The sequence below is a fragment of the Streptomyces sp. LS1784 genome (genome assembly GCF_020103755.1).
Lineage (GTDB): Bacteria > Actinomycetota > Actinomycetes > Streptomycetales > Streptomycetaceae > Kitasatospora.
Map to the genome: position 1 here is coordinate 1 of NZ_JAHSQD010000105.1, position 20,406 is coordinate 20,406.

Sequence of the window (20,406 nt, forward strand, 5' to 3'; positions counted from 1 at the left end):
GATCCGCCCGGGCGACGCGGTGCTCGCCGTCAACGGCCGCCCGGTGGACCCGGTCGCCGGCCCGGCCCCGCTGCTGGCCGGCACCGCCGGGCAGCCGGTCGAGCTGACCGTGGCCGGGAAGGACGGCACCGACCGGCGCCACCCGGTGGTCGTCCCGCTCGCCGACGAGGAGGCGCTGCGCTACCACGACTGGGTGGCCGGGCGGCGGGCCGCGGTGCGCGAGCTGTCCGACGGGCGGCTGGGCTACCTGCACCTGCCCGACATGCAGACGGCCGGCTGGGCCCAGCTGCACCGCGACCTGAGCAGCGAGATGGCCAGGGAGGGCCTGGTCGTCGACGTCCGCGGGAACCGGGGCGGCCACACCTCGCAGCTGGTGATCGAGAAGCTGGCCCGCCGGATCATCGGCTGGGACGTCATCCGGGACACCGACCACCCGGTGCCCTACCCGGCGGACGCCCCGCGCGGCCCGGTGGTCGCGCTCGCCGACGAGTTCACCGGCTCGGACGGCGACGTGGTCAACGCCGCCGTCCAGGCGCTCGGGATCGGCCCGGTGGTCGGCACCCGCACCTGGGGCGGGGTGATCGGCATCGACAGCCGCTACCGGCTGGTCGACGGCACCCTGGTCACCCAGCCCAAGTACGCGTTCTGGATGGAGAACTACGGCTGGGGCCTGGAGAACCACGGCGTCGACCCGGACGTCGAGGTGCCGTTCGCCCCGCACCACTGGGTGGCCGGGGAGGACCCGCAGCTGGCCGAGGGCGTGCGGCTCGCCCTGGCGAAGCTCGCCGAGACCCCGGCCCGTACGGCGCCGCCGCTGCCCTGGGCGTAGCGGGGCCTGACCTCCGGAGCGGGAAGTCCGGAGCAGGACGTCGGCCCGTCCGACCTCCTGCTCCGGAGCACGGGGGCGTGGGTAGGATGCGGGGCTGTTTCTTGATCTACAGCTCACGGGGGAACCAGATGGCGCAGGGCTACCCGCCGCCGCAGTACGGCCAGAATCCTTACGCGCAGCAGCCGCAGCCGTACCCGCCGGCACAGCCGTACCCGCCGCAGGGGTACGCACCGCAGGGGTACGCGCAGCCGCAGGCACCCGCACCGCAGGGGTACGCGCGGCCCTACCCGAACCCCTACCCGCAGCCGGAGCAGCCGCGGCGGGCGCTGCCGCCCTGCCCCAAGGAGGCGGGCGGCGGGCGGCGGTTCCTGGCGATCGTGCTGGACTGGCTGTTCGCGATCGGCCTCGGCTTCGTCGCCGCCAACGCCGCGAGCCGCCCGAAGACCAGGCACGTGGCCGGCCACGCCGTGCAGAGCGGCGGGCCGGTGGTGCCCTACTTCGTGGCGCTGCTGGTGGTCGGCCTCGCCGCGTCCTTCCTCAACCAGGTGGTGCTCGCCCGGCTGACCGGCTTCAGCGTGGGCAAGGGGATCATGGCGATGCGGGTGGTGCGCCGCAAGGGCGTGATGCGGCCGAACACGTGGCGGCTCACCAGGCGCTGGCTGATCGGTTTCGTCATCCTCGCGGTCGCCTTCCTCACCGAGGACTTCGACACGGACGAAGGAGACGTCGTCGGCATGCGCGCGGTGCGCTGGAAGCACCTCCAGGAGTACCAGCAGGCCGTAGCCTCGCTCGGCTAGGCTGCGCCCGTACGGCCCCACCACCCACGTACCGATCCCGAGGAGAGAAGCATGGCCGGCGAGCCGCAGCCCGACTGCCTGTTCTGCAAGATCGTGGCGGGCGAGATCCCGGCGACCGTGGTGCGCAAGACCGAGCGCACCCTCGCCTTCCGCGACATCGCCCCCAAGGCGCCCGTGCACGTCCTGGTGATCCCGCACGTGCACTACCCGAACGCGGCCGCGCTGGCCGCCGCCGAGCCGGAGATCGCCGGCGAGCTGCTCGCCGAGGCGGGCGCGGTGGCCAGGGACGAGGGCATCGAGGACTACCGGCTGATCTTCAACACCGGTGCGGGCGCCGGGCAGACCGTCTTCCACGCGCACGTCCACGTGCTCGGCGGCATGTCGATGACCGAGCGCATGGTCTGACCGCACGTGTCCCAGCGCGAACTCGTCGTCCTCGGCACCGCCAGCCAGGTGCCCACCCGGCACCGCAACCACAACGGCTACCTGCTGCGCTGGGACGGCGAGGGCCTGCTGTTCGACCCCGGCGAGGGCACCCAGCGCCAGATGCTGCACGCCGGGGTCACGGCCACCCAGATCACCCGGATCGCGGTCACCCACTTCCACGGTGACCACTGCCTGGGCCTCGCCGGGGTGATTCAGCGGATCAACCTCGACCGCGTCCCGCACCCGGTCGACGTCTACTTCCCGGCCTCCGGCGAGGTCTACTTCGAGCGGCTGCGGCACTCCACCGCCTACCACGAGACCGCCGTGCTGCGGCCCCGGCCGATCGACGAACCCGGGCCGCTGCCCGCGCCCGGCGCCCGCTTCGCGCTGGACGCCGTCCGGCTGGACCACCCGGTGGAGTCCTTCGGCTACCGGCTGTCCGAGCCCGACGGCCGCCGGCTGGTGCCGGAGAGGCTCGCCGCGCTCGGCGTGCACGGGCCGGCGGTGGGCCGGCTCCAGCACGAGGGCGCGATCGAGGTGGACGGCCGCACCGTCACCCTGGGCGAGGTCAGCGAGCCGCGGCCGGGCCAGAAGTTCGCCTTCGTGATGGACACCCGGCTGTGCGAGGGCGTGCACCGGCTCGCCGAGGGCACCGACCTGCTGGTGGTCGAGGCGACCTTCACCGACGCCGACGCCCGCCTCGCCGAGGAGCACGGCCACCTCACCGCCGGACAGGCCGCCAAGGTCGCCGCCGAGGCCGGGGTGCGCACCCTGGTGCTGACCCACTTCTCCCAGCGCTACCCGGACCTCGGCCAGCACCTGGCCGACGCCCGCAAGCACTTCGACGGGGAGCTGGTGCTGGCCGCCGACCTCGACCGGGTGCCCGTCCCGGCCCGCCGCCCGTCGTGAACATCGTGAACGCCGTGAACGCCGTGAGCGTCGGGAAGAGCAGGCGCGCCGCGAGCGCTGTGAACGTCGTGAACGTCGTGAACGTCGTGAACGGCGGGAAAAGGGCTCGCGTCGGCCCCCGAACTGCCGCAGCATCATCGGGTGCGGCCCCGCCGCCCGCCACGGCGATCACGCTCGCGGCGTACCCTGGTGCCCCGGAGACACCGAGCGGCACCCGACACCACGGATGGGATGAGGCAGGCCCCAGCGCCGACCTATGAGTGACACATCGCAGACCCGTACCAACGGACAGTCGCGCCCCGACCCGGCCGACGACGGCCGCGTCAGCGCCCGGATCGTCATCCCCGAGAAGCACCCGATGGTCACCCTGCTCGGCACCGCGGACTCGCTGCTGCGCGTGATCGAGCAGGGCTTCCCCGCCGCCGACATCCATGTGCGCGGCAACGAGGTGACCGCCACCGGAGTCCGGGCCGAGGTCGCCCTCGTGCAGCGGCTCTTCGACGAGATGATGCTGGTGCTGCGCACCGGCCAGCCCCTGACGGAGGACTCCGTGGAGCGCTCCATCGCCATGCTCCGCAGCCAGGACCCGGACAGCCCGGCGCCCTCCCAGGTGTTCACCGCGAACATCCTGTCCAACCGGGGCCGCACGATCCGCCCGAAGACCCTCAACCAGCAGCGCTACGTCGAGGCGATCGACCGGCACACGATCGTCTTCGGCCTCGGCCCGGCCGGCACCGGCAAGACCTACCTGGCGATGGCCAAGGCCGTCCAGGCCCTCCAGGCCAAGGAGGTCAACCGGATCATCCTGACCCGTCCGGCGGTCGAGGCGGGGGAGCGGCTGGGCTTCCTGCCCGGCACCCTCTACGAGAAGATCGACCCGTACCTGCGCCCGCTGTACGACGCGCTGCACGACATGATGGACCCGGACTCCATCCCGCGCCTGATGGCGGCCGGCACCATCGAGGTCGCCCCGCTCGCGTACATGCGCGGCCGCACCCTCAACGACGCCTTCATCATCCTCGACGAGGCCCAGAACACCTCGCCCGAGCAGATGAAGATGTTCCTCACCCGCCTCGGGTTCAACTCCCGGGTGGTGGTCACCGGCGACACCAGCCAGATCGACCTCCCGGGCGGCACCCGCAGCGGCCTCAAGGTCGTCCAGGAGATCCTGGCCGACGTGCCCGACATCCACTTCTCCGTCCTCACCAGCACCGACGTGGTCCGCCACAAGCTGGTCGGCCGGATCGTGGACGCCTACGAGCGCTGGGACGCCCGCCAGGAGGCCGAGGAGGTCGCCCCGGCGGCCCGCAAGCCCGCCCAGCGGCGCCCCGGCAAGGCCACCGCGCTCCGCGCACCCCGACAGTCCCATCGCACCGAAAGCTGAGCACACAGCCCGTCATGTCGATCGACATCGCCAACGAGTCCGGTTGGGACGCCGACGAGGAAGCCATCCTCGACGTCGCCCGCTTCGCACTGGACAAGATGCGGATCCACCCGCAGTCCGAACTGTCCGTGATCCTGGTGGACGGTGCGGCGATGGAGGAGCTGCACATTCAGTGGATGGACCTCCCCGGGCCCACCGACGTGATGTCCTTCCCGATGGACGAGCTGCGTCCCGGCAAGGAGGGCGAGGAGCTGCCGCAGGGCCTGCTCGGCGACATCGTGCTCTGCCCCGAGGTCGCCGAGCAGCAGGGCAAGGCGGCCCCCTCCAAGCACTCGATGGACGAGGAGCTGCAACTGCTCACCGTGCACGGCGTGCTGCACGTCCTCGGCTACGACCACGAGGAGCCGGAGGAAGAGGAGGAGATGTTCGCCCTCCAGAAGCGCATCCTGGACGACTGGCGGGCGGGCCGCGGCCTCGGCGGCATCTCCCCGGCCCCCACCACCCACTGAGCGCGGAGCCCGAACCCCTGTGAGTGGTGAGAGTACGAGCTTCATCCTCGGTGCCGTGCTGCTCGTCGTGCTCGGCTGGCTGGCCGCGTGCGCCGAGGCGGGCATCTCCCGGGTCTCCCGGTTCCGGGCGGAGGAGGCGGTGCGCAGCGGACGGCGCGGCTCCGCGCGGCTGCTGACCGTCGCCTCCGACCCGATCCGCTACCTCAACCTGGCCACCCTGATCCGGGTGGCCAGCGAGATGGCGGCGGCCGTCCTGGTCACCGTGGTGTGCGTGCGCAACGTCAGCCCGACCTGGCAGGCCGTGCTGCTGGCGTTCGGCGTGATGGTGCTGGTGTCCTTCGTCGCGATGGGGGTCTCACCGCGCACGATCGGGCGCCAGCACCCGCTCACCACCGCGACCGCGGCGTCCTTCGTGCTGCTGCCGCTGGCCGCGGTGCTGGGTCCGATCCCGCGGCTGCTGATCCTGCTCGGCAACGCGCTGACCCCGGGCAAGGGCTACCGGGAGGGTCCGTTCGCCTCCGAGGCGGAGCTGCGGGCCCTGGTGGACCTCGCCGAGAAGGACGACCTGATCGAGGACGAGGAGCGCCGGATGGTGCACTCGGTCTTCGAGCTGGGCGACACCATCGTGCGCGAGGTGATGGTGCCGCGTACCGACCTGGTGATGATCGAGCGGCACAAGACCGTCCGGCAGGCGCTCACCCTGGCGCTGCGCTCGGGCTTCTCGCGCATCCCGGTGGTCGGTGACAACGAGGACGACGTGGTCGGCATCGTCTACCTCAAGGACCTGGTGCGGCGCACCCACATCAACCGGGAGGCGGAGTCCGAGGAGGTCGGCGCGGTGATGCGCCCGGCCGTCTTCGTCCCGGACTCCAAGCCGGCCGGCGACCTGCTGCGCGAGATGCAGCAGCGCCGTTCGCACGTGGCGATCGTGATCGACGAGTACGGCGGCACGGCCGGCCTGGTCACCATCGAGGACATCCTGGAGGAGATCGTCGGCGAGATCACCGACGAGTACGACCGGGAGATCGCCCCGGTGGAGGACCTCGGCGACGGCTCGTACCGGATCACCGCCCGGCTGCTGGTGGAGGACCTGGGCGAGCTGTTCGGCATCGAGCTGGAGGACGAGGACGTCGAGACCGTCGGCGGCCTGCTGGCCAAGCACCTGGGCCGGGTGCCGATCCCCGGCTCCTCCTGCGAGATCCCGCTGCCGGAGCCGGAGGACACCGGGCTGACCGGGATCCTGCTGACCGCCGAGTCCTCGGCGGGGCGGCGCAACCGGATCGGCTCGATGGTCGCCTCGCCCGTGCGCGGGACGGCCGGGGCCGAGGAGGCGGCGGGCGAGTAGCGGGTCGGGGGCCGCCGCGCGACCATGGAGGGCATGACGCACAAACTCCGGGCGGAGTACGGCCCGCAGGGGGCGGCCGGCGGGGTCAAGTCCTGGCACGTGGTGCGGGACGAGGACCTGTCGACGGCGCTCTGCGGCCGCACCATGCCCGACGACGCCGAGACGCGGCCGGAGCAGGACTGGGGCACCGGGCTGCGCTGCTGCCAGCAGTGCGGTTCGCTCTACATGCACGAGACACCGCACATGCAGGGGAGCCATCCCTACAGCTAGGCCGAGCCGTTCGGCCCTCGGCGAGCTCTGGAGGTCGCCATGAAGCTGCAAGACGAACTGCCGACCGTCGATCGCCGGCTCGCCCTGGTGTGGCGGGTCGGGGCGGGATTCGGGGGGATCTTCCTGATCGTGTTCGGGATCCTGGGGCTGACCAACCATCTGGGCTTCCTGGACACCCACGGCGACCGGATCGCCGGGCTGTCGACCAACGGGGCGCTGAGCATCCTGTCCATCGTGGTGGGCGCGATCCTCGTGGCCGGGGCGGTCATCGGCGGGAACGTCGCGTCCAACGTCAACATGGTGGTCGGTGTGCTGTTCGTCCTGTCCGGCTTCTACGGACTGACGGTGCTCGGACGGCCGGAGGCGAACATCCTCAACTTCCGGATGTCGAACGTGCTGTTCGCGTTCATCTTCGGGATCATCGTGACCACCTTCGGGATGTACGGCCGGGTGAGCAGTCACCTGCCGCACGACAACCCGTTCTGGCGCAAGCGGATCGAGCACGAGGAGCCGCGGCCGGCCGGTGCCGCGAAGACCTTCGTCAAGATCCTCAACCCCAACCCGGGGCCGACCCGTCCGGTCGGCCACTGAGCCGTGATCGACGAGGCCTATGCTCGGCGGCATGAGTGACATCGTCGAGCTCGACCCCGAAGACAAGAAGATCATCACCCTGGCCCGCTCGGCCCGCGCCCGCAACGGCGTCGCCGAGGGGGCCGCGGTGCGTGACGAGACCGGGCGCACCTACGTGGCCGGGACGGTCGCGCTGGAGTCGCTGCGGCTGAGCGCCCTCCAGACGGCGGTGGCGATGGCGGTGGCCAGCGGCGCGAGGTCGCTGGAGGCGGCCGCCGTGGTGAGCGAGGCGGAGCAGCCGGCCGATGCGGACCTGGCGGCCGTGCGGGACCTGGGCGGAGCCGGGACGCCGGTGCTGCTGGCCGGGCCGGACGGGGCGCTGCGGGTGGCCGCCGAGGCGCGCTGAGGCCCGTCGAGGGTCCTGTGCGGGGCAGCCGGGGGCCCGGGGCGGGCCTTCGGCGACCGTACCGGCCGGCATGGTCCCCACCCATGCCAGGCAGATAATCTCACCGGGGGAGTGGACTCGGTGAGGGGGCTGGGGCATGGGGGCGGTGGCGTTCTTCGCCGGGCTGCTGCTGTTCGTGATGGGGCTGGGCAAGTGGCAGGAGACCGGGTCGGAGCTCTGGCTGTTCGGCTCGCTCGGCTTCCTGCTGGTGCTGGTGGTGGTCTCGCTCGTCCCCACCGGCGGCAAGGGCGGGAAGAAGGGCTGAGCGCGCCGTGAGCACCCCGGGGCCGGGGCCCGGACGGCGGGGCTCCGGTGATCAGGGAGAATGGGGTCCATGAATGCCCCTTCCTCCTCGTACCGCTCCGGGTTCGCGTGCTTCGTCGGCCGGCCCAACGCGGGCAAGTCGACCCTGACCAACGCCCTGGTGGGGACGAAGGTCGCGATCACCTCCGACCGCCCGCAGACCACCCGGCACACCGTGCGCGGCATCGTGCACCGCCCGGACGCCCAGCTCGTGCTGGTCGACACCCCCGGTCTGCACAAGCCGCGCACCCTGCTCGGCGAACGCCTCAACGACCTGGTCCGCACCACCTGGGCCGAGGTCGACGTGATCGGCTTCTGCCTGCCCGCCGACCAGAAGATCGGCCCCGGCGACAAGTTCATCGCCAAGGAGATCGCCGGGATCAAGAAGACCCCGAAGGTCGCCATCGTCACCAAGACCGACCTGGTCGACTCCAAGCGGCTGGCCGAGCAGCTGATCGCCATCCAGCAGCTCGGTGCCGAGCTGGGCTTCGAGTGGGCCGAGATCATCCCGGTCTCCGCCGTGGGCGACAAGCAGGTGGAACTGGTCGCCGACCTGCTCACCAAGCTGCTGCCGGAGGGCGACCAGCTCTACCCGGACGGCGACCTCACCGACGAGCCCGAGCAGATCATGGTCGCCGAGCTGATCCGCGAGGCCGCGCTGGAGGGCGTGCGCGACGAACTGCCGCACTCGCTGGCCGTGGTGGTCGAGGAGATGCTGCCGCGCGAGGGCCGCCCGGCGGACCGCCCGCTGCTGGACATCCACGCCAACGTCTACATCGAGCGACAGAGCCAGAAGGCGATCGTGATCGGCGCCAAGGGCGCGCGGCTCAAGCACGTCGGCACCACCGCCCGCAAGCACATCGAGGCTCTGCTCGGCACGCCGGTCTACCTGGACCTGCACGTCAAGGTCGCCAAGGACTGGCAGCGCGACCCCAAGCAGCTGCGCAAGCTGGGCTTCTGAACCACGCTCCCCGGCCGGGGAGTCCACCACAGCGGGACTGCCGAGGGCCCGCCCGGAACGATTCCGGGCGGGCCCTCGGCCGTCGGGAGGCGCGGCTCAGCCGGCCTTGACGGCGGCCCGGTTCGGCAGGGTCTGCTTCAGCACCGCCTTGTCGGTGAGCACGGTCTGGAAGTCGGGCCACTGCGCCCGCCCGACGCCGGCGGCCAGCGAGCCGGTGGCCGAGCCCGAGCCGCAGGCGGTCAGCAGGCCTCCCAGCACGATCGTCGCGGCGCCGATGCCCAGCCGTCTCGCGGTGGTCCCCGTGTGTGCGGCCATGCCGAACTCCCCGTTCGTGGTGATCGGTCCGCCCGGCCGCGACCCGAGGGGGCCGCAGCCGGCGGACTGCCTTTCAAGATCACCAGATGGTATGTCAGCCGGCAGGCGTGCGGGGGGCGTTACGCGCCCTCGCGCAGCACCAGGGAGACCAGCTCGCGCTGGGAGTCGGTGAGCTTCGGATCGGCGCAGTACACCGACCGGCCGTCGACGGTGATCTCGTAGTGGAAGCCGTCCGGCACCCCGTACGAGGGCGCGCGCAGCCCGCCCGCGACGGCCTCGCGGGCGAGCGCGTGCACGTGCGGGGCGTCCGTGCGGTCGGCGGTGTCGATCTCCGCCTGGCGGACGATCCCCGCGAAGCCGCCGGTCCGGGTCACCTGGATGCGCATGGTGTCCATGGTGCTACGCAGGGCGGGGTTTTGCCGGGCTTTTCCCGGACCGTGACCTTAAGCCCGCCTCAACCCGGTCTCAACCACCCTTCAGGCGCGCTCCGTCACCCCGGGCTGATCCCGACCTGCGCCCAGGAGGCGGTGACGGTGTCCGCGACCGACCCGTCGTCGGGGTAGCGGGCCTTGGCGGCGGCCACGGTGGCCCGGGCGAAGGCGGTGAAGTCGGCGTCGGCGGGCAGCGTGCGCCCGGTCAGCGCGTCGTACCAGATCCGCCCCGCGCGCTCCCAGGCCGAGCCGCCGAGTGCGGTGGCCAGCAGGTAGAACGCGTGGTTGGGGATGCCGGAGTTGATGTGCACCCCGCCGTTGTCCTGGGAGGTGTTCACGTAGTCCCGCATGTGCGCGGGCTGCGGGTCCTTGCCGAGCTGCGGGTCGTCGTAGGCGGTGCCGGGCGCCTTCATCGAGCGCAGCGCCACGCCCTGGACGCCCGGGGCGAGCAGCCCGGCGCCGATCAGCCAGTCGGCGTCGGCGGCGCTCTGGTGCAGCGAGTACTGCTTGACCAGCGAGCCGAAGACGTCGGAGACCGACTCGTTGAGCGCGCCGGGCTGGTCCTGGTACTCCAGTCCGGCGGTGAACTGGGTGACGCCGTGGGTGAGTTCGTGGCCGATGACGTCGATGCAGGCGGTGAAGTCGCCGAACACCACGTTGTCGCCGTCGCCGAACACCATCTGGTGGCCGTTCCAGAAGGCGTTGTCGTAGTTGCGGCCGTAGTGGACGCTGGCGTCCAGCCGCAGGTTCCGGTCGTCGATCGAGTGTCGGCCGAAGACGTCGGCGTAGAGCGCGAAGGTGGCGCCGAGGCCGTCGTAGGCGTGGTTGACGGAGCTGTCGGAGGACGCGCCCAGGCCCTCGGTGCGCACGGTGCGGCCGGGCAGTCGCTGGGCGTGGCCGGCGTCGTAGATGACCCGGTTGAGCCCCGGGACGCCGGCGACGGGCGGGGGCGGGGAGAGACGGGCCGCGCGGTGCGCGGCGTCGAGGGCCAGGGAGTGGATGGCGGGCTCGTGACCGGCCTCGGCGAGGCGGTCCAGGACGTACGGCGGGACGATCGTGCAGATCGGCACTACTGCAGTCATGTGGCCCAGGGTGAGGCCTCGATGACCGGTTGTCACCACCTTTGACATGGCCGGCCGGTGTCTCAAGGGGTGGAACGGAAGCCCGGATCACTTCGGGGGCGCGCGGTGCTGGGTTACGCTGGGGCCCATCATGCGCAACGGGCTGCTTCTTCTTAGCTGCCGCGTCGAGGGCCTGTAGTCCACTGGGGCCGGCTCCCTCGCCGCGGGGAACGAGCTGTGCGCGATCGGCGATCCGACGGTGTGTCGCCAGCGGCAGCAGAGGCCGGCCAGTCGGTGTTGACCACCCCCGACCCGCCCGCACCACGCATCACAGGAAGCCGAGTCACCTCCATGACCGAGCAGAACTCCGCCGCGCCCGTCCCCGCCGGCCGCCCCTTCGTCGACCGCCCGACCCCGATCACCGCCGCCTCGGTGCGCCAGCGGCCCTCGGGCATGCGGTACGGGCGCTACCTGCCGTTCGGCACCGTCGACCTGCCGGACCGCACCTGGCCGGACACGGTGATCACCAGGGCGCCGCGCTGGCTCTCCACCGACCTGCGGGACGGCAACCAGGCGCTGATCGACCCGATGTCGCCCGCCCGCAAGCGCATGATGTTCGACCTGCTGGTGAAGATGGGCTACAAGGAGATCGAGGTCGGCTTCCCCTCCTCCGGGGCCACCGACCACGCCTTCGTGCGGTCGCTGATCGAGGAGGGGGCGATCCCCGAGGACGTCACCATCTCGGTGCTGACGCAGGCCCGCGAGGAGCTGATCGAGAAGACCGTCGAGTCGCTGGTCGGCGCTCCGCGGGCGACCGTCCACCTGTACAACGCGACCGCGCCGCTGTTCCGCCGGGTGGTGTTCCGCAACGACAAGGCGGCCACCAAGGCGATCGCCACCGAGGGCACCCGGCTGGTGATGGAGTACGCGGAGAAGCTGCTGGGCGAGGACACCGTCTTCGGCTACCAGTACTCGCCGGAGATCTTCGTCGACACCGAGCTGGACTTCGCACTGGAGGTCTGCGAGGCGGTCATGGACGTCTGGCAGCCGGGCGAGGGCCGCGAGATCATCCTGAACCTGCCCGCCACCGTCGAGCGGGCCACCCCGAACGTGCAGGCCGACCAGTTCGAGTGGATGTCGCGCCACCTGTCCCGGCGCGAGTTCGTCTGCCTGTCGGTGCACCCGCACAACGACCGCGGCACCGCCGTCGCCTCCGCCGAGCTGTCCTACATGGCGGGTGCCGACCGCATCGAGGGCTGCCTGTTCGGTCAGGGCGAGCGGACCGGCAACGTCGACCTGGTGACGCTGGGGATGAACCTGTTCTCGCAGGGCATCGACCCGCAGATCGACTTCTCCGACATCGACGAGGTACGCCGCACCGCCGAGTACTGCAACCAGATGGAGGTGCACCCGCGCCACCCGTACGCCGGCGACCTGGTGTACACCTCCTTCTCGGGCTCGCACCAGGACGCCATCAAGAAGGGCTTCGACGTCCTGGAGGCGGACGCCGCGGCCGCGGGCGTGCCGGTGGACGAGCACACCTGGGGCGTGCCGTACCTGCCGATCGACCCGAAGGACGTCGGCCGCACCTACGAGGCGGTCATCCGGGTCAACAGCCAGTCCGGCAAGGGCGGCGTGGCGTACGTGCTGAAGAACGACCACAAGCTGGACCTGCCGCGCCGGATGCAGATCGAGTTCTCCCGGATCATCCAGGCCAAGACCGACGCCGAGGGCGGCGAGGTCAGCCCGGCCGAGATCTGGCGGGTCTTCGAGGACGAGTACCTGCCGACCACCGGCAACCCGTGGGGCCGGATCTCGCTGAGCGGCTCGCGCACCCTGACCACCGAGGACGGCCGGGACGCGCTGACCGCCGAGGCCCTGGTGGACGGCGCCCCGGTGACCCTGACCGGTACCGGCAACGGCCCGGTCTCGGCCTTCGCCGACGCGCTGGCCCGGATCGGCGTGGACGTGCGCGTCCTGGACTACGCCGAGCACGCGCTGAGCGAGGGCGGCGACGCCCAGGCCGCCGCGTACGTGGAGTGCGCGGTGGACGGCAAGGTGCTGTGGGGCGTGGGCATCGACGGCAACACCGTGCTGGCCTCGCTGAAGGCCATGATCAGCGCCGTCAACCGCTCGCAGCGCGGTTAATTCGAACGGGTGGTGCACGAAGGGCCGTCCCGCGGGGCGGCCCTTCGCCGTCTCCGCCGAGCGTTGTGGCCTGCGCCACATTTTTTCGAATCGGAAGCCGTTCGAGGTACTGACACGTGCCGGTAACCGTGGCAACATCGATCCACCGGAAAGCCGGGTCGGTGGGACGGCCTCGGTGTCCGGTCGCGTGACCTGCCCATTGTCGAGCAGGCCGCCTGCCATGTCTGGGGAGTGGCGCCGTGACCAGGTTGTGGGGTGTTCGCCCGCGATGGCGGACTGACGTTCTCGGTGACTTCTTCTGCCCGGGCTGTGGCGGGGACCGCAACTACCGCCGGCAGCACGGCCGGCGGTGGCTGCGGTTGCTGGGGACGCCGGTGGTCCCGCTCGGCCCGGTGATCGACAGCGTGCAGTGCACCGGCTGCCACGGCCGGTACGGCGTCGAGAGCCTGGAGCAGCCCACCTGCGTGCGCCTCGGCGCGATGCTGCGGGACGCCCAGTACACCATCGCGCTGGCCCTGCTCGCGGCCGGCGGCACCGCCCACCCGGCGGCCCGCGACGCGGCCTGCGCGGCGGTGCGCGAGGCCGGGTTCGAGGACTGTGGCGAGGCCCAGGTGCTGGCGGCGCTCGCCGCGCTCTCCGGGCTCGGCGGCGAGCTCTACGACGCCCGCGAACCGGGGACACCTCCCAGCCGGAGGCTGGGGGAGTTCGGCGGCCTGGCCGTCGAGCTGCACGCGGTGCTCGAACCGCTCACCCCGCACCTGGCCCACCACGGCCGCGAGCGGCTGCTGCTGCAGGGTGCGGCGATCGCGCTCGCGGACGGGCGCTACCTGCCGCAGGAGCGCGAGGCACTGGCCGCGGTCGGGCGCTGCCTGGACCTGCCGCAGTCCCGGGTCGGAGCGCTGCTGGAGGCGGCGACCAGGGCGCCGTACAAGTAGCGCCGCTCGCCGCTCGCCCAGCGGTGCCGTCCGTACCTCCGAAGATCAGAAGACCACCTCCGAATCCCCCACAACGGGCCCGGACTCCCCACCCCGGGCCCGCCGTGACCCGCACCGCAGTGGTCCCCCCCACGGCCGCCGGTGCGGGCAACACGGCTGTCCGGCGCCCGGCGCGGGCGAGGACGGCCGTCCGGCGCCGGGGCGGGTGGGGGAGAATGGTCCCCATGAGTCTTTTCCGGGACGACGGCGTCGTGCTGCGGGCGCAGAAGCTCGGCGAGGCCGATCGGATCATCACCCTGCTGACCCGCCAGCACGGCAAGGTGCGGGCGGTCGCGCGCGGGGTGCGGAAGACCAAGTCCAAGTTCGGCGCCCGACTGGAGCCGTTCTCGCACGTGGACGTGCAGTTCTTCAGTCGGGGGAGTGAGCTGGTCGGCCGCGGGTTGCCGCTCTGCACCCAGGTGGAGACCATCGCGCCGTACGGCGGTTCGATCGTCACTGACTACGGCCGCTACACGGCCGGCACCGCGATGCTGGAGACCGCCGAGCGGTTCGCCGAGAACGAGGGCGAGCCGGCCGTCCAGCAGTACCTGCTGCTGGTGGGCGGGCTGCGGACGCTGGCGGCCGGGCTGCACGAATCGCACCTGGTGCTGGACGCCTTCCTGCTGCGCTCGCTCGCGGTGAACGGGTACGGCGCGAGCTTCACCGACTGCGCCAAATGCGGCCTGGAGGGGCCGAACCGATTCTTCTCCCTCCCCGCGGGCGGGGTGCTCTGCGGGGACTGCCGAGTGCCCGGATGTGCCGTACCCTCCCCTGAGACACTGGTACTGCTCGGGGCGCTGCTGTCAGGGGACTGGCAGACGGCCGACGCCTGCGAGCCGCGGTACTGGCGGGAGGGCAGCGGCCTGGTCGCGGCCTATCTGCAGTGGCACCTGGAGCGGGGCATCCGCTCGATGAGATACGTGGAGAAGTGAGCACATGGCAGCGCGACGGCTCTTCGGCGGCGGCAAGCAGAGGACGTACGTCCCCCCGACCCCGCACCCCAGCGGCGCACAGCCCCCGAAGATCCCCGGCGAGCTGGTGCCCGACCACGTCGCCATCGTGATGGACGGCAACGGCCGTTGGGCCAAGGAGCGCGGGCTGCCCCGCACCGAGGGCCACAAGGTCGGCGAGTCCGTGGTGCTGGACGTCCTCAAGGGCGCCATCGAGCTCGGGGTCAAGAACATCTCGCTGTACGCGTTCTCCACCGAGAACTGGAAGCGCTCGCCCGACGAGGTGAAGTTCCTGATGAACTTCAACCGGGACGTCATCGCCCGCCGCCGCGACGAGATGGACGCGATGGGCGTGCGGATCCGCTGGGCGGGCCGGATGCCCAAGCTGTGGAAGAGCGTCGTCCAGGAGCTCCAGGTCGCCGAGCAGCAGACCAAGGACAACGACGCCGTCACGCTCTACATGTGCGTCAACTACGGCGGCCGGGCCGAACTCGCCGACGCGGCGCAGGCGATCGCCCGGGACGTCGCGGCCGGGAAGCTCGACCCGAAGAAGGTCAACGAGAAGACCCTCGCCAGGTACATGTACCACCCGGACATGCCGGACGTGGACCTGTTCCTGCGCCCCAGCGGCGAGCAGCGCACGTCCAACTTCCTGCTCTGGCAGTCGGCTTACGCCGAGTTCGTGTTCCAGGACGTGCTCTGGCCGGACTTCGACCGCCGCGACCTGTGGCGGGCCTGCGAGCAGTTCGCGATGCGCGACCGGCGCTTCGGCGGGGCGATCCCGAACGAGGTCGGCGCGCCGGTGCCGTCCCAGCGCTGAGACCGTCCGCGCCGGACTCAGGCCTTCTTGGCGCACTCCGCGCAGGTCCCGAAGATCTCCAGGGTGTGCGCGATGTCGCTGAAGCCGTGCTCGGCGGCGACCGAGTTGGCCCAGCGCTCCACCGCGGGGCCCTCCACCTCGACGGTCGCGCCGCAGTGCCGGCAGACCAGGTGGTGGTGGTGCCCGCTGCTGCACCGGCGGTAGACCGCCTCGCCGTCGGCCGTGCGCAGCACGTCCACCTCACCGGCGTCCGCGAGCGACTGGAGCGTGCGGTAGACCGTGGTCAGACCGACGGAGTCCCCGCGGTGCTTGAGCAGGTCGTGGAGCTCCTGTGCGCTGCGGAAGTCCGCGATCTCGTCCAGGGCCGCCGAGACGGCGGCACGCTGCCGGGTCGATCGGGCGCGCGGCGACGGGCCTGCGGTGGTCACCGTGGGTCCTCCTGGGGTCGTGGGCGTCTCGCACATCATTGTGCCAGCCCCGCACGTCGCTCAGGGGTGGTCGTGCCGGACGGCTCGGAGGAGGCCTGTTCCGGCAGTTCGACGTCGCACACCTTCGGGCCGTGTTCGCCCGCGCCGCGGTGGCGCCGCCGGGCGAGCGGCGCGGCGAGCAGGCTGAACACCGCGAAGACCGCGATGGCGAGCAGCACGATGGCCGGGCCGGAGGGCACGTCGAGGTGGTAGGAGCCGGTGACGCCGGCCAGCGAGACGACCACGCCGAGCGCGATCGAGGCGGCCTGGGTGGCGGCGAAGGACCGGGTGAGCTGCTGGGCGGCGACCACCGGGACCACCATCAGCGCGCTGACCAGCAGCAGCCCGACCACCCGCATGGCGACCGTGACGGTGACCGCGGCCATCACCGCGAGCAGCAGGTTGAGGGTGCGCACCGGCACACCGGTGACCCGGGCGAAGTCCTCGTCCTGGCAGATCGCGAAGAGCTGGCGGCGCAGGCCGACGGTGACCGCGATGACCACCGCGCCGAGCACCGCGATGGCGGCCAGGTCGGCGGGGGCGACGGTGAGGATCGAGCCCCACAGGTAGCTCTCCAGCGAGCCGGCCCCGGCCTGGGCGGAGAGCGAGACCAGCAGCTTGCCGCAGGCCATGCCGCCGTAGAAGAGCATCGCGAGGGCGATGTCGCCGCGCTGGTTGCCGCGCGAGCGGACCAGTTCCATGGTGACGGCGCCGAGCATGCAGACCAGCACGGCCATCCAGACCGGGCTGGTCTGGAAGATGAAGCCGAGGCCGACGCCGGTCATCGCGACGTGGCCCATGCCGTCGCCCATCAGCGCCTGGCGGCGCTGCACCAGGTAGATGCCGACGGCCGGGGCGGTGATCCCGACCAGGACGGCGGCGAGCAGGGCCCGCTGCATGAAGTCGTAGGAGAGCATCTCGGTCATGCGAGCAGCCTCGGTGGGGTCAGGTCGGCGTGCGGGTGGACGTGGTCGTGGCCGGGCAGCGCGTGCAGGCCGGTGTTGGGCACGGGTGGGCCGTCGTGGGCGACGCAGCCGTCCCGCAGCACCACGGCGCGGTCGATCAGCGGCTCCAGCGGCCCGAGTTCGTGCAGCACGAGGAGGACGGAGGCGCCGCGGCCGACCTCGGCGCGCAGGGTGTCGGCGAGCACCTGCTGACTGGCGGCGTCCACGCCGGCCATCGGCTCGTCCATGATCAGCAGGTCGGGGGAGCCGACCAGGGCGCGGGCGATCAGCACCCGCTGCTGCTGGCCGCCCGACAGGTCGGCCACGCCGTCCCCGGCCCGCTCCAGCATGCCGACGGCGGCCAGCGCGCGGTCCACCGCCTCGCGGTCCTTGCGGCGGAAGGGCAGCAGCCGGTGCTGCGGCAGCCGTCCGGTGGAGACCACCTCGCGGACGGTGGCGGGGACGCCGGAGGCGGCGGTGGTGCGCTGCGGGACGTACCCGATCCGGTGCCAGGCACGGAAGGAGCCGTACGGGGTGCCGAACAGCTCCAGGGTGCCCTGCTCCAGCGGGACGGAGCCGATCACGGCCTTGACGGTGGTCGACTTGCCGGAGCCGTTGGCGCCCAGCAGGGCGACGACCTCGCCGGGCCGGACGGTGAGGTCGACGCCGCGCAGCACCGGCCGGCCGCCGCGCGAGGCGACGGCGTCACGGAGGCGGACGGCCGGAGGTATCGGGTCGGTCATGGTGCTCGGTCCCGTCAGCTGGTGGCGGCAGGGGTGGTGGCGTCGGTTCCGGCGGGGGTGGCCGGGGCGCCGAGGGCGGCCTGGAGGTTGGCCAGGTTCTGCTTCATGACGGTCAGGTAGTCGTCCTTGGACGGGTCCTTGACTCCCTCCAGCGGGTCCAGGACGGCGGTCTTGAGGCCGAGGTCCTTGGCGACGGTGTCGGCGAGCTTGGGGCTGACCAGGGTCTCGAAGAAGATCGTGGTGACGCCGTTGTCCTTGGCGGCCTTCTGCACCGCGGAGAGGCGGGCCGGGGTGGGCTCGGACTCCGGGTCGACGCCGTTGATGGCGACCTGGGTGAGGCCGTAGTGGTCGGCGAGGTAGCCGAAGGCGGCGTGGCTGGTGACGAAGGTCCTGGTCTTGGCGTCCTTCAGCCCGGTCCGGAACTCCTGGTCGAGCGCGGTGAGCTTGGTGACCAGCTCGTCGGTGTTCTTCCGGTAGTCCTCGGCGTGGGCCGGGTCGGCCTTGGCGAACTCGTCGCCGACGCTCTTGGCGATCGCCGCGTAGCGGGTCGGGTCGAGCCAGATGTGCGGGTCGCCGGCCGGGTCCTCGTGCTTGTGGCCCTCGGCCTGGTGGCTCTCGGCCCCGTGGCCGTCGCCCTCGGTGCCCTCGTCGAGATGGTGGTCGACCAGCGGGCCGGCGGCGGTGGCGTCGATCTTGTGCTTGCTGGACGACTGCGCGACGGCCTGGTCGACGGTGGGCTGGAGGCCCTTGAGGTAGATGATCGCGTCGGCCTTCTGGACGGTGCCGACCTGCTTGGCGGTGAGCTCCAGGTCGTGCGGCTCCACCCCGGCCGCGGTGAGGTCGGTGACCGCGACGTGCTCCTTGCCGATCTGCTGGGCCAGGAACTCCATCGGGTAGAAGGACGCGACGACCTTCAGCCTGCCGTTGCCGCTGTCGGCGCTGCTGCTGCCTCCGCAGGCGGTGAGGGCGAGGGAGGCGGCGAGGGCGGTGGTGCCGAGGGCCAGGGAGGTGCGGGTCCGTCGGGACAGTCCGAGTCGAGGCAGTCCGATCATCATGACAATCATTCTCATCTCAGATGGAAATGATTGTCAACTCACTCGGATGGGTGAACGGCGGGTGGCGCCGGCCCGGGCAGCCGGACGATACCGATTTGAATCACGTACCCGTATGGCCGGTAACCTGAGGTATTCGGGTACGCGCAACCAGCCGTGCCCTGACCGTGCCGTACGTACTGAAGAGAGCACTGTGGCCGCCGACAAGATCGACACGATCGTCAGCCTGAGCAAGCGCCGTGGCTTCGTCTACCCCTGCAGCGAGATCTACGGTGGCACGCGTGCCGCCTGGGACTACGGGCCGCTGGGTGTCGAGCTCAAGGAGAACATCAAGCGCCAGTGGTGGCGCGCGATGGTCCAGGCCCGTGAGGACGTCGTCGGACTCGACTCGTCGGTGATCCTCGCCCGCGAGGTGTGGGAGGCCTCCGGCCACGTCGCCACCTTCAACGACCCGCTGACCGAGTGCCTCTCCTGCCACAAGCGCCACCGGGCCGACCACCTGGAGGAGAAGTACGAGGCCAAGCACGGCTTCCCGCCGCCGAACGGCCTCAAGGACGTCAACTGCCCCGACTGCGGCACCAAGGGCCAGTTCACCGAGCCCAAGGACTTCTCGGGCATGCTGAAGACCCACCTCGGCGTCACCGAGGAGGCGAGCGGCCTGGCGTTCCTGCGCCCGGAGACCGCCCAGGGCATCTTCACCAACTTCAAGGCCGTCCAGACCACTTCGCGCAAGAAGCCGCCGTTCGGCATCGCCCAGACCGGCAAGAGCTTCCGCAACGAGATCACCCCCGGCAACTTCATCTTCCGCACCCGCGAGTTCGAGCAGATGGAGATGGAGTTCTTCGTCAAGCCGGGCGAGGACGAGCAGTGGCACGAGTACTGGCTCCAGCAGCGCTGGGACTGGTACGTCGGCCTCGGCCTGCGCACCGAGAACATGCGCTTCTTCGAGCACCCGAAGGAGAAGCTGTCCCACTACGCCAAGCGCACCGTGGACATCGAGTACCGCTTCAACTTCGGTGGCAGCGAGTTCTCCGAGCTGGAGGGCGTCGCCAACCGCACCGACTACGACCTGCGGGTGCACAGCGAGGCGTCCGGCCAGGACCTGAAGTACTTCGACCAGGAGTCCGGCGAGCGGTACTTCCCGTACGTCATCGAGCCGGCGGCGGGCCTCAACCGCGCCATGCTGGCCTTCCTGATCGACGCCTACTTCGAGGACGAGGCTCCGAACGCCAAGGGCGTCATGGAGAAGCGCGTCGGCATGCGGCTCGACCCGCGCCTGGCCCCGGTCAAGGTCGCCGTCCTGCCGCTGTCGCGCAACGCCGAGCTGTCCCCGAAGGCCCGCGGCCTGGCCGCCGACCTGCGCACCGCGTGGAACGTCGAGTTCGACGACGCCGGCGCGATCGGCAAGCGCTACCGCCGCCAGGACGAGATCGGCACGCCGTTCTGCGTCACGGTCGACTTCGACACCCTTGAGGACAACGCGGTGACCGTCCGCGACCGCGACACCATGTCGCAGGAGCGTGTCTCGCTGGACCAGGTCAAGGCGTACCTGGGCGCGCGGCTGATCGGCTGCTAGCAGGTTCCCGCCCGGGAGCCCTCGTCCGCCCTGGTGGGGCGGGCGGGGGCTCCCTGCCGTCGGGGGCCTCGGGCGGCCTCCCGGTGCTTCCCGGCGGGAGGCCGCTACCGCCGTCCCCAGCGCGATCGCGGGGCCGCGGGCGGGCGGGTCGGGAGGCCGGCGGTGCGCAGGGCGGCG

24 protein-coding genes are annotated in these 20,406 nt (G+C 71.6%); 17 read left to right on the top strand and 7 right to left on the bottom strand.

All coding sequences use genetic code 11. The annotated features are described in order from the left end of the window. The 12 genes from KS423_RS15170 to era form a co-directional block, all read left to right on the top strand. Nucleotides 1-829, top strand: an 829-nt coding sequence (locus KS423_RS15170; RefSeq protein ID WP_224279439.1) for a S41 family peptidase, incomplete at its 5' end; no start/stop codon positions are given. A 101-nt stretch (nucleotides 830-930) separates the two neighbouring features. Continuing rightward, the gene (locus KS423_RS15175) at nucleotides 931-1,626 is read left to right on the top strand and encodes an RDD family protein (RefSeq protein ID WP_224279441.1); all 696 of its coding nucleotides are present in this window, start codon (nucleotides 931-933) and stop codon (nucleotides 1,624-1,626) included. 51 nt (nucleotides 1,627-1,677) lie between these two features. Then, the gene (locus tag KS423_RS15180; RefSeq protein ID WP_224279444.1) at nucleotides 1,678-2,031 is read left to right on the top strand and encodes a histidine triad nucleotide-binding protein; all 354 of its coding nucleotides are present in this window, start codon (nucleotides 1,678-1,680) and stop codon (nucleotides 2,029-2,031) included. 6 nt (nucleotides 2,032-2,037) lie between these two features. After that, nucleotides 2,038-2,961, top strand: a complete 924-nt coding sequence (locus KS423_RS15185; protein WP_224279446.1) for a ribonuclease Z — start codon at nucleotides 2,038-2,040, stop codon at nucleotides 2,959-2,961. 358 nt (nucleotides 2,962-3,319) lie between these two features. Next, the gene (locus KS423_RS15190) at nucleotides 3,320-4,345 is read left to right on the top strand and encodes a PhoH family protein (protein WP_224279484.1); all 1,026 of its coding nucleotides are present in this window, start codon (nucleotides 3,320-3,322) and stop codon (nucleotides 4,343-4,345) included. A 14-nt stretch (nucleotides 4,346-4,359) separates the two neighbouring features. Beyond that, nucleotides 4,360-4,854 carry an rRNA maturation RNase YbeY gene (ybeY, locus tag KS423_RS15195; protein WP_030061268.1) on the top strand — a complete coding sequence of 165 codons (495 nt, stop codon included), beginning with the start codon at nucleotides 4,360-4,362 and terminating at the stop codon, nucleotides 4,852-4,854. Between the two features lie 19 nt (nucleotides 4,855-4,873). Beyond that, nucleotides 4,874-6,199 carry a hemolysin family protein gene (locus KS423_RS15200; protein WP_224279448.1) on the top strand — a complete coding sequence of 442 codons (1,326 nt, stop codon included), beginning with the start codon at nucleotides 4,874-4,876 and terminating at the stop codon, nucleotides 6,197-6,199. Between the two features lie 33 nt (nucleotides 6,200-6,232). Further along, the gene (locus KS423_RS15205; RefSeq protein WP_224279450.1) at nucleotides 6,233-6,469 is read left to right on the top strand and encodes a hypothetical protein; all 237 of its coding nucleotides are present in this window, start codon (nucleotides 6,233-6,235) and stop codon (nucleotides 6,467-6,469) included. 39 nt (nucleotides 6,470-6,508) lie between these two features. Continuing rightward, complete coding sequence (locus KS423_RS15210) at nucleotides 6,509-7,060, top strand: DUF4383 domain-containing protein (RefSeq protein WP_224279452.1); 552 nt, start codon at nucleotides 6,509-6,511, stop codon at nucleotides 7,058-7,060. Between the two features lie 31 nt (nucleotides 7,061-7,091). After that, nucleotides 7,092-7,445, top strand: coding sequence for a cytidine deaminase (locus KS423_RS15215; RefSeq protein ID WP_224279453.1), 354 nt, complete (start codon nucleotides 7,092-7,094; stop codon nucleotides 7,443-7,445). Nucleotides 7,446-7,581: 136 nt separating this feature from the next. Further along, the gene (locus KS423_RS15220; protein WP_224279455.1) at nucleotides 7,582-7,749 is read left to right on the top strand and encodes a hypothetical protein; all 168 of its coding nucleotides are present in this window, start codon (nucleotides 7,582-7,584) and stop codon (nucleotides 7,747-7,749) included. 69 nt (nucleotides 7,750-7,818) lie between these two features. After that, a complete protein-coding gene (gene era, locus KS423_RS15225; protein WP_224279457.1) occupies nucleotides 7,819-8,748 on the top strand; it encodes a GTPase Era in 930 nt (309 codons plus the stop codon). A gap of 96 nt (nucleotides 8,749-8,844) precedes the next feature. On the opposite strand, the gene KS423_RS15230 is transcribed toward era, so the two are convergent. The 3 genes from KS423_RS15230 to KS423_RS15240 all read right to left on the bottom strand — a co-directional run bounded on the left by KS423_RS15230 (nucleotide 8,845) and on the right by KS423_RS15240 (nucleotide 10,576). Further along, entirely contained in the window at nucleotides 8,845-9,063 is a 219-nt protein-coding gene (locus KS423_RS15230) for a hypothetical protein (RefSeq protein ID WP_224279459.1), read from the bottom strand. A 119-nt stretch (nucleotides 9,064-9,182) separates the two neighbouring features. Further along, a complete protein-coding gene (locus KS423_RS15235) occupies nucleotides 9,183-9,449 on the bottom strand; it encodes a protealysin inhibitor emfourin (protein WP_049651101.1) in 267 nt (88 codons plus the stop codon). Nucleotides 9,450-9,553: 104 nt separating this feature from the next. Continuing rightward, nucleotides 9,554-10,576: a M4 family metallopeptidase gene (locus tag KS423_RS15240; RefSeq protein ID WP_224279461.1), complete on the bottom strand. Its 1,023-nt coding sequence runs from the start codon at nucleotides 10,574-10,576 to the stop codon at nucleotides 9,554-9,556. A 330-nt stretch (nucleotides 10,577-10,906) separates the two neighbouring features. On the opposite strand from KS423_RS15240, the gene leuA reads away from it, so the two are divergent. The 4 genes from leuA to KS423_RS15260 all read left to right on the top strand — a co-directional run bounded on the left by leuA (nucleotide 10,907) and on the right by KS423_RS15260 (nucleotide 15,447). Beyond that, nucleotides 10,907-12,703 (top strand): 2-isopropylmalate synthase, encoded by a 1,797-nt coding sequence (leuA, locus tag KS423_RS15245; protein WP_224279463.1) that lies wholly within the window; start codon nucleotides 10,907-10,909, stop codon nucleotides 12,701-12,703. A 239-nt stretch (nucleotides 12,704-12,942) separates the two neighbouring features. Next, entirely contained in the window at nucleotides 12,943-13,638 is a 696-nt protein-coding gene (locus KS423_RS15250; protein WP_224279472.1) for a TerB family tellurite resistance protein, read from the top strand. Between the two features lie 224 nt (nucleotides 13,639-13,862). Further along, the gene (gene recO, locus KS423_RS15255; RefSeq protein WP_224279474.1) at nucleotides 13,863-14,609 is read left to right on the top strand and encodes a DNA repair protein RecO; all 747 of its coding nucleotides are present in this window, start codon (nucleotides 13,863-13,865) and stop codon (nucleotides 14,607-14,609) included. Between the two features lie 4 nt (nucleotides 14,610-14,613). After that, nucleotides 14,614-15,447 (top strand): isoprenyl transferase, encoded by an 834-nt coding sequence (locus KS423_RS15260; RefSeq protein WP_224279476.1) that lies wholly within the window; start codon nucleotides 14,614-14,616, stop codon nucleotides 15,445-15,447. A 17-nt stretch (nucleotides 15,448-15,464) separates the two neighbouring features. On the opposite strand, the gene KS423_RS15265 is transcribed toward KS423_RS15260, so the two are convergent. Genes KS423_RS15265 through KS423_RS15280 form a run of 4 tightly spaced genes read right to left on the bottom strand, consistent with a single transcriptional unit; the run spans nucleotide 15,465 to nucleotide 18,656 of the window. Further along, nucleotides 15,465-15,875 carry a Fur family transcriptional regulator gene (locus tag KS423_RS15265; protein WP_189918013.1) on the bottom strand — a complete coding sequence of 137 codons (411 nt, stop codon included), beginning with the start codon at nucleotides 15,873-15,875 and terminating at the stop codon, nucleotides 15,465-15,467. 35 nt (nucleotides 15,876-15,910) lie between these two features. Further along, nucleotides 15,911-16,840 (bottom strand): metal ABC transporter permease, encoded by a 930-nt coding sequence (locus KS423_RS15270; protein WP_224279478.1) that lies wholly within the window; start codon nucleotides 16,838-16,840, stop codon nucleotides 15,911-15,913. Further along, nucleotides 16,837-17,601: a metal ABC transporter ATP-binding protein gene (locus KS423_RS15275; protein WP_224279480.1), complete on the bottom strand. Its 765-nt coding sequence runs from the start codon at nucleotides 17,599-17,601 to the stop codon at nucleotides 16,837-16,839. Before KS423_RS15275 ends, KS423_RS15270 begins: the two co-directional genes overlap by 4 nt. 14 nt (nucleotides 17,602-17,615) lie before the next feature. Then, nucleotides 17,616-18,656, bottom strand: a complete 1,041-nt coding sequence (locus KS423_RS15280; RefSeq protein ID WP_374119957.1) for a metal ABC transporter substrate-binding protein — start codon at nucleotides 18,654-18,656, stop codon at nucleotides 17,616-17,618. Between the two features lie 190 nt (nucleotides 18,657-18,846). On the opposite strand from KS423_RS15280, the gene KS423_RS15285 reads away from it, so the two are divergent. Next, complete coding sequence (locus tag KS423_RS15285) at nucleotides 18,847-20,229, top strand: glycine--tRNA ligase (protein WP_224279482.1); 1,383 nt, start codon at nucleotides 18,847-18,849, stop codon at nucleotides 20,227-20,229. The last annotated feature ends 177 nt before the right edge of the window (nucleotides 20,230-20,406 follow it).